The following is an 8,780-nucleotide window of genomic DNA, read 5'->3' as shown; positions in this document are numbered from 1 at the left end:
ATAGTTTACTGATTAGTGATTTACAAAAAGCCAAGAATGATAATGATTCTAATAAATATTTAAAAAATTTAACAGGGATGTTGTATAGGGCGTAAATAATTATATTTAAAAGAGTCAACTGGAATTTACCAGCTGACTCTTTTAAATGTAAAAAATAAAATAATTTTAAAATGTTTTTGTTTGAGTGAAAGTATGCGTACCGTTACCAGATACGCCAGCTCTATCTGGCCGATTTCCATAAAAGAAATTAGGATTATACATATCTACTACCTTCATTTTGTCAATATCAAAAATAAATTGAATAAGAATGTTTTTTATTTCATCTCTCCAAACACCTGTATAGTAAGGTGTGCCAAACTGATCTGTTCCGCTATAGTACGTTTGATTAGGTTGACCATAGCCAGCCGGATAATCATGATAGAATTTTTTCCTAAGCTGCCAAAAATATAAGCAATTTGCTACTGTAAATATGATGGCATTGTTAACATTAATAAGATCAGAGGTATATGACCCAAGGATAATTTGTCTTTTAGGGTCGCTTTTTTCATCCAAAATAAAACTAGTAGTACCACTTAATCCACCACATTGATATCCAGGAAAACTTGGGCGACCAGTAGAAAAATCAATAAGTGTTGGATCGAATTCTTTTCGATCAATAAATAGTGCATTACATTTAAGACCTTCTACAGCTCCCGGTGCTAAAACTTCAATAAGCTGTTTCCCGGATGGAGAAATTGTAGCTTTATATGCATTGGTATCAATAATATTGGGAGGCAATAAAATCATTGAGAAGTTGTATTTTACAGCAGGGTCAATTTTGCCATCAACAGATACAATTTTAAGATAATAGCCACCTGGGGCTACATTAGGAAAAGTCACTCTGGCATTTTGTTCCATGGAGGTAATCAGATTCTGACTGCTGGAAAATATCTGTACCTGGTATTTTAAAGCGGTAGACGGAACGCTAAGCTGTAATTGATAAGTTCCTTTTTCCTTGACAAGCCATATGCGGCAATCCTGGTCGACGCTGTTGTCCAATGTACCAATTATCTCACTATTCACCGGCATTTCTTTGGCCGTAGTCATACTGTCGTCACCTTCAGCTTCGTCCCATGTATCACTGGTAAAAGCCATAATCTGAAAATTGTTGGTGGTATTACAAGCATAAGAATTGACAGAAATAAAATAGATGCCTGCAGCGGCAACATAGCTTAAAAGTTCATACATGCCGGCTTTGTTTCTGGACTGTGCTACAACGGTAACAGAGCTATTAGTTTGATCAAATTTATATAGATATAAATCGTTATCGACAGCAGTATCGGCAACAGGAGACATATAAACGGTTAACTTTTTTTCGGCGGTGAGCTGGAAAGCATACCAGCGCTGATCACCTTTAGCAGAAATTGAGTCTGTATACAGTGTACCAAAGTTTATCACATAGGCGCCATTGGGCGTACTGTTTGGTGGTGAGGCATTGGCAGCTGCATTGGCATATACGATATTTTTTGAAGAAGTAGATGACAAGGTTTTGGGCATTGGAAGAATAGTTTTTCTTTCAGCACTGCTGTCCACTAGTTTACTAAGTTCAATGAAAGGTTCTTTGTTTTTGATTAAATTAGCAATCAGTTTTTTCGTATTGTCTGTTGAACTCAGAGTATCGGCATATTCTCCTTCCTGATGCATCTGCATGATTTCTTCAATGGATTCCTTTGGTCCAAAGAGTTTCTGGGCATCAAAATTCATTTTTACGTTCTGCGGTACTTGAAAATTTTCTTTTGACATTTTAAAACCTCATTTCTTTTATTTTATACGGTAAAATAATTGTTTGTTTTGCCGTATATTAATAAAGAGCATTTAGGTTTTATTTTTTTGCACATTTTTATAAAAAAATATATTTTGCTATAATAATCATTTTTAAGATAAAATTAAAAACCTTAAACTTCATGGCATAGGGGGGTATAGGATAAAGAAATGGGGAGGCAGATTTGTGGAAAGTTTTTGTATCATGCTAAATACGATGACCAAACCTTGCCGGCCGTCAGAAAGTTACAATGATTGTCTTTGTGGAGATGACCCTGTAATTCCTGGTACGAGTTATGGAAATAATATATTATTCAAAGGTATGATATATTAATATTTTATGCTATACTATAAAAAGACATAACATAATAATTAATAGATATAATAATATCAACTGAATCTACAATTATAATATAAGCATAATTTATTTATAAAATTTAATTGAAATGGTTGATATATCGGTATGATGTGGCACAGTTGAATAAAATTTATATAGCACATAAATACCTCAGCTATTTTATTAATTTTTTTTATTGAATTTACATTTTAGATAATACAGACCTAGTGGAACTGATACAGAAATAATGACTACTGCAATAACTATGAAAAAAAGTAAATAATCGTTATTGGTCTTATTTATTATTGCAGATAATATTGTTATTGTATTTTCCATAGAATCACCACCTAAATATTTTACAATTCATATAAAAAACCTACTATTTATTTCTCTTTATTTATAAGGAGGAATGAATATGAAAAGAAAATTATATGAGTTGATAATGTCAGCTCACCACAATGACCAAGCTGCAATGAATGAAATAATTTCTATTTTTTCAGTGCAGTTAAAGAGTTACAGTCATCAATTGAATGGTGAAGATACTTTGCAAGATTTAAAACTGTTCATTATAGAACTAGTGAAAAAGATAAATCTTGAAAACTTTGTGGTAAAAACAGATGAGGTAATTATGTCCTATATATCAAAGAGCTTAAAACGTGAAAAAATTAAGCTTGTAAATAAAATTATTTTTTATAAAAAACATAATTGTCATTTACCAGGCACATATGATGTACCTTGCACTATATCTGCATTTGATGATATTCAGCTTAAATATTCTTTGGATTATTTAACTGAAGAAGAAAGATTTGTAATCTACTGTATATATTTTTATGGATATACAGTTAAGATGATTTCTCTAATAAGGCCTCTGGGCATCTATAAAATATATAATATAAAGGCAAGGGCTCTAAGAAAAATTAAGAAGAAAACGTATGCTTTTATGAAGTAAAATATAAATTTTAGCCTATAAAATAAATTATTAAGAAAAAAGAGAATTATTTGTATAATTAAGAGATATATAACATCTGTGCTGATACAGCATAAATGTTATATGATCAATTATTTTTATATTTAAGAGGGAAAATATATGTATGGTGCAGGGTGGTTGCTCAATGGAGTAGTACCTGAAGCTGTGGTAAATATGGTTGTAAAAATAGGTTGGTTTAAGGCACAACAATTACTGGATTCACCGCTTAAATGGGTTTGTTCTAAAATTGTACATAAGAACATCAGGCCTTCTGCAAAAAGCAGTATTGCTGTTTTAAAGCAACATATGTTTGAATTGCTTGGAAGTTTTGCTGGATTTTGTATGCTAATTAGTATTTCAATATGGTAAGTAAATTATTGTTATTACGTATATTTTATTGTTCAATTCCCGCTGTTAAATTTTTTTTCTTCATCGTTAAAGGTTACTAATGAAGACAATTCGATATTTAGTCCCTCGGCAATGGATATAAGCATGGACATTGGAATGTTGTTATTGTAGCTGCCACGTTCAACTTTACTTAGTGAACTGACACTAATGTGAATGCGGCGGGCTAATTGTATTTGGGTCATGTCTCTTAGTTTTCGATAATAGGTTATTTTTCTGCCAATCAGTTTATAAATAACTTCATGCAAAATACCACCTTCCTTACATGTGAAATATATGAAGTATGTCGTAAAATTTATTACTATCACAAGAAATACTGATTTTAGCATAATTTATGTGTGTGAGCCGTTATATAAACAGCATTGCTGCCTAAAAGAATGTTCCCATCACCGCTACGCGGTTTCCTGTCCTTTTAAAGGCGGATAAAAAATGGGAAATGTTGTATATTTATGGATAAAAATGATTATAGGCATAGCCTCAAGGTTTTATTATCAATAGTTGATATCTCGATATTTTAAGCAGAATTATTATTTGTATTATTTAAAAAGTTTTTGTACTAAAAAATGGGATGATAACAAGTGTTAAAATCCCATTTTTTGATTCATGCATGGATAGGCTGCCTTTTGTTTATTGCATATCTAACTCAGAAATTAATGTTTTTGTTGATGCTGTTTGCCCAGATGGTTGCCTCAGAATAAAGTACAGCTAAAAGCTTTTCTGAAAAATTATTAAATTTGCACCAAGAGTGTATATTCTGCCAGTTGGCGGTTTCATATAACTTGGCTATTTGTAATAATGCTCCAAAGATGTTATTTTTGCCTAATAAAGCAACTCTTATGTCTTCTGTAACACCAAGTTCTGTTATTATTTCTTCCATGGGTTGTTCGAATAAAACATCGGATAATGACAGAATTCCAACCAAAAAAGCAGTATCTTTTTCCTTGGAAATTATTTTTATGTTTGCAGCTATCAGTTCACATAATTTGCCCCGAACTAATAAGATTGCAAACAATTCGTTAGGATGTTTTTGGGATAATTCTTGCAAACATATTATATTTATCCATCTTTGTATTTTATCTTTACCTAATAAAATGATAGCCTGTTTGATACTCGAAATTTTGCATGAAAGCCCGATAAAAGGAGAATTTATGTATTTTAGAAGTTTATGTACCAATGAAATATCTTGTTCTATAATGTTTTCAAGTTCGCTTATGTTTAATGTTGAATGGTTTATTTCTTGTAATAATAAAAATTGCGATAATGCATTAGTGACTGTGGTTCGTTTGGAAATTATCGTTGGTTTGTAAAAGAAGTATCCCTGAAAAAAATCGTATCCCAAGTTTGCCGCTTGTTCATAATCTTTTCTTGTTTCTACTTTTTCTGCTAGTAAACTTATATTGCTAGGAATAGTTTTGCGGATGGATTTTCGTGCATCGGCTGTTTGGGTAATAGAAAAATCAATTTTTATTATGGAAGCCAATTCGATCAGTGGCCAATAATCAGGAGTAAACACAAAATCATCCAGTGCAAATTTATATCCTTTATTTCTCAGTTTTCTGCAAGTACTCAATAATGTACGTGATATTTTCACGTCTTCTAATATTTCTATGTATACTTTGTCTGGTGGTAGTAATTCGACTTGTCCGTTTTCTATATTTTTACCGGTAAAATTGATAAAAGCTGGTTTATTGCCCGTTAATTTATCCAATCCAAAAACAGCCATACTATTTACTAAAAGTTTTTTTGTAGCGACATATTTATTGACGGAAACAGGCATTCGGTTTTTAAAGCTGTCACGGAAAAGCAATTCATATGCTACGGTCTTTTTGTCTTTGTTCAATATAGCCTGGCGCGCTACATATAAATTTGTAAATTCGTCGTTTTTTACCATATAAAATCCTAACTAGAATAAATTAATCAATTATTGACAGTAAAAGACTATAAATTAATTTTAAATAATGGCATACAAATCGTAATAATATCCCATCATCATAACTCACTTACAATTATGACACAAATAAATGCTGATGAATAACATAAATAATACTACTTTTGACATTAATGCACAAAACAATGAAAATGGGCACATATTTTGTAATATTATATTAATTTGAAAACTGTAGGGTGCTGCTTTCTAAGTTTGATGTGGTGTGTAAAAGTATCTCATTAAAATACGATTTGTTCCTTAACCATTACATCGAATTTGACTTTTCTTTCATTATAGCAGAAATTCTTTTAATCTTGTGCGGCAATTTTAAAACGTAAATTATACGTTGTTTCCCCAAATAATTCTTACAAAAAAAGACAAGAACATGAAGTCCCCGTCTTTTTCCATAGTTATAATTTTTAAAACATATTTATTTTGAAAGCCGGTAATGTGTGATTTTTCCCTTGCCTTCCTGAATAAGCTGCCCATTTTTCATTATTTTTTTTAACAGGCGGCCACTTGTTGTCTGTCCGATATCTAACAGTTTTTCAACTTCCTGCCGTGTAACCATACCCTGTTTTCTCGCGAGCTGGATTACTTTTTCCTCTTGGCTGTCCCTTTCATCGCTTATCTGTTCCTTCTCAGTTTGAGCGTTGAGATTCGGCAGGATAATCTTAAAAGCATTATCTGATGTTCCAATCTGCGGTTTCTTTCCACTGCCTTCATAAATATCCATAATCTTTCGTATACCTGTTCCGTAAGCTTCAATCAGTTCCAAACGATAGAACACATTAGCCAGCTTTGCGTTAGGGTGTTATCGTCTTTGATTGCGCTTATAATCATGATTATCGATTTTTTTTTATAAATAGTGAACCTATAAATTTTTTATTACATTACATAGTATTTCTATTCCCTTTTGTATTTCAGCGGTTTCCAGATGACCATAACCTAAAAGGAGTTTATTTAAATGCTGTCCTTTTTGAACTGCATGGTATTCGACAGGAGTAATCCTTATCCCGCTTTCTCGGCAGCTGTTGAAAAAATCGGTATTAAAAATCCTATTTTGAAATTCTATCGCCAAATGCAAACCGGCAGCATCTCCCCAGCTTTTCCAATTGCTGCCGAGATTTATCTTTAATGCTGTCAGCAAAATTTTCCTCCGTTCTTTATATAATTTTTTCATAGTTCGGATATGACGATCAAATTTTCTTGTATAAAGAAATTCTGCTAAGGCAGCTTGTTCATAAGGAGGATTTTGAACATCAGTATGCAGACGGAGCTCACGCCAAGAGGCTTGCAACTCTTGGGGTAAAATTACATAACCAATCCGAATGGCCGGAAACAATACTTTACTAAACGTTCCTACATAGATTACATGACTGGGAGCCATTGCATAAAGTGGAGCTATAGGATCTCCTACATATCTGAATTCACTGTCGTAATCATCCTCTACCAGATAAGATGCTGTTGCTTTGGCATATCGTATCAATGCGGCACGACGGGCAGCCGGCAAAATTCCCCCTAAAGGAAACTGGTGTGAGGGAGTCGTATATATCGCACGGACATTTATTTTGTCTAATTGCTGTGTTTTTATTCCCTCCTCATCAACGGGAATGGCTTTTATGCTGCAACCTGTGTTTTTGATGGTTTGCAAAACGCCATGGTTACATGGGTCTTCTACGGCGATTGTGTTTCCGGTCCTACCAAGAAGATTGCTGACAAGGTGCAGGGCATGTGTAGCCCCTGATGTGATAAAGATATCTTGTTCATTTACGCTCAATCCTTTGCTGCGAAGAAGCCAGGCCGAAATTTCCCTGCGTAATGTAAGCATTCCCTGTGGGTCACCATATCCAAAATCTTTCATTTTAAAATTTCTGGTCGTTTTGTACATGATCTGCTGCCAAAGATATTGCGGAAAATGTCTTAAATCAGGACGGCCTGTTTGAAAATCGACAATATATTGTTTTTTCTCCTGGGGGATAATTTTCGTTGGTTTTTTTGAATATGTTCCGATATTGAGGCCTGGCACCACACGGGTAGCTGCACCCTGCCGATGTATTAAAAAACCTTCTGTGATAAGCATTTCATAAGCTTCACATATAGTATTGCGTGAAACTTTTAATTGTTTGGCTAATTCTCTGGTAGAAGGCAGTGCCGCTCCTGAAATTAAATATCCTTTGAGAATTTGATCCCGTATTTTTTGATAAATCTGCCGTTTCATCGGGATATCATGTTTTCGTTCTACTTGAATGGTATTCATTTAATCCTCCACTGGTATGCTTAATTATTAGCTATACTGGTATTTTACATATGCCAGTATGATGAATATAATTATAGCATACTAAATTTGAGATAGCACAGGAGGCTTTTTATGCAGCGGATAAAAGGGGTTTTATTTTTATTGGGTGCATTTACTTTAGCGGGGACAGCTGTTATTGCCGCGCGTTATGTCACTGGAAAATTAGGACCGTATACGATAACAGCTGTAAGTTTATTTTTTGCCATAATGTTTTTATTGCCTTTTGTTAAATGGAAATCGTTGCGGGTCATTTCCCATCTTCAAAAAAAAGTGTGGTTTTATCTGCTGTTTCAGGCAATCTGCGGTGTGTTTTTATATCGTATGTTTTTATTATTCGGATTACTTCATACGAGTTCCGCTGAAGCAGGTATTCTTACAGGAACAACCCCGGCTATTACAGTGGTACTTTCAAAGTTTCTTCTAAAAGAAAAAATATCTTCCATAAAAACAGTTGGTGTTTTAGGTACTCTTATTGGAATTTTTCTAATCCAAAATATATCTATAGGTACGGATAATTTTTCGATTGCACATTTCACAGGAAATTTTTTAATAATCTGCGCAGCCGCTTGTGAATCACTATTTAATACCTGCTCTAAAATAACTGCCGTGAAAAACCAGTCGGGCGGGAGTTCTCTTTCTCCTGTAGTTCAAACTATACTAGTCAGTCTAATGGCAATGATTCTTTGTCTGGTTCCTGCCGGTCTTGAAAATCCTGTTTTTCTTCTTTCCCAGGCAGATGAGGTTGAATGGATTGCACTTATCTGGTATGGTGTTTTCGTAACGGCGCTTGCTTACATATTTTGGTATGCGGGGATTAGACTTTGCGCGCTTTCAACTGCAGCTGCTTTTTCTGGTATGGTTCCGTTTACGGCAATGTTTTTATCTGTCCTTATTTTGAATGAAAATGCCACATTCCAGCAATGGCTCGGGTGTATTTTTCTCATAGCAAGTATAGGATTGATTGGCTTGACTGAGAAAACGCCATCTTTATAAGAGAAATGTCATTGACTAATTCGTACCAGCTTTATTTATTATACCCGGCAGC

The 8,780-nt window shown here is 33.7% G+C and carries 8 protein-coding genes; 3 read left to right on the top strand and 5 right to left on the bottom strand.

Features of this window, described 5'->3' with window-relative positions:
* Positions 1-165: 165 nt before the first annotated feature.
* Complete coding sequence (locus I6751_RS06740; protein WP_196591992.1) at positions 166-1,782, bottom strand: PPC domain-containing protein; 1,617 nt, start codon at positions 1,780-1,782, stop codon at positions 166-168.
* 770 nt (positions 1,783-2,552) lie between these two features.
* Between I6751_RS06740 and I6751_RS06730 the strand changes: the two genes are divergently transcribed.
* Together I6751_RS06730 and I6751_RS06725 are read left to right on the top strand one after the other, a co-directional pair.
* The gene (locus I6751_RS06730; protein ID WP_196591993.1) at positions 2,553-3,086 is read left to right on the top strand and encodes a sigma-70 RNA polymerase sigma factor region 4 domain-containing protein; all 534 of its coding nucleotides are present in this window, start codon (positions 2,553-2,555) and stop codon (positions 3,084-3,086) included.
* 138 nt (positions 3,087-3,224) lie between these two features.
* Positions 3,225-3,473 (top strand): hypothetical protein, encoded by a 249-nt coding sequence (locus I6751_RS06725; RefSeq protein WP_196591994.1) that lies wholly within the window; start codon positions 3,225-3,227, stop codon positions 3,471-3,473.
* A 32-nt stretch (positions 3,474-3,505) separates the two neighbouring features.
* Here the strand turns inward: I6751_RS06725 and I6751_RS06720 are convergent, their stop codons facing one another.
* From I6751_RS06720 to pdxR, 4 genes are all read right to left on the bottom strand, one after another.
* Positions 3,506-3,757 carry a helix-turn-helix domain-containing protein gene (locus I6751_RS06720; RefSeq protein WP_231037981.1) on the bottom strand — a complete coding sequence of 84 codons (252 nt, stop codon included), beginning with the start codon at positions 3,755-3,757 and terminating at the stop codon, positions 3,506-3,508.
* Positions 3,758-4,152: 395 nt separating this feature from the next.
* Positions 4,153-5,400 (bottom strand): EAL and HDOD domain-containing protein, encoded by a 1,248-nt coding sequence (locus I6751_RS06715; protein ID WP_196591996.1) that lies wholly within the window; start codon positions 5,398-5,400, stop codon positions 4,153-4,155.
* A gap of 466 nt (positions 5,401-5,866) precedes the next feature.
* Positions 5,867-6,235 carry a DUF977 family protein gene (locus I6751_RS06710; RefSeq protein WP_269140844.1) on the bottom strand — a complete coding sequence of 123 codons (369 nt, stop codon included), beginning with the start codon at positions 6,233-6,235 and terminating at the stop codon, positions 5,867-5,869.
* Between the two features lie 75 nt (positions 6,236-6,310).
* A complete protein-coding gene (pdxR, locus tag I6751_RS06705) occupies positions 6,311-7,696 on the bottom strand; it encodes a MocR-like pyridoxine biosynthesis transcription factor PdxR (RefSeq protein WP_196591998.1) in 1,386 nt (461 codons plus the stop codon).
* A gap of 111 nt (positions 7,697-7,807) precedes the next feature.
* Here pdxR and I6751_RS06700 point away from each other — a divergent pair, with 111 nt between their 5' ends.
* Positions 7,808-8,728, top strand: a complete 921-nt coding sequence (locus I6751_RS06700) for a DMT family transporter (RefSeq protein WP_196591999.1) — start codon at positions 7,808-7,810, stop codon at positions 8,726-8,728.
* The last annotated feature ends 52 nt before the right edge of the window (positions 8,729-8,780 follow it).

Origin of the sequence: Pectinatus frisingensis (assembly GCF_015732285.1) — a bacterium.
Classification (GTDB): Bacteria; Bacillota; Negativicutes; order Selenomonadales; family Selenomonadaceae; genus Pectinatus; species Pectinatus frisingensis.
Note: the sequence above shows the minus strand (reverse complement) of the source record. Positions and strands in the feature narration are given on the sequence as shown.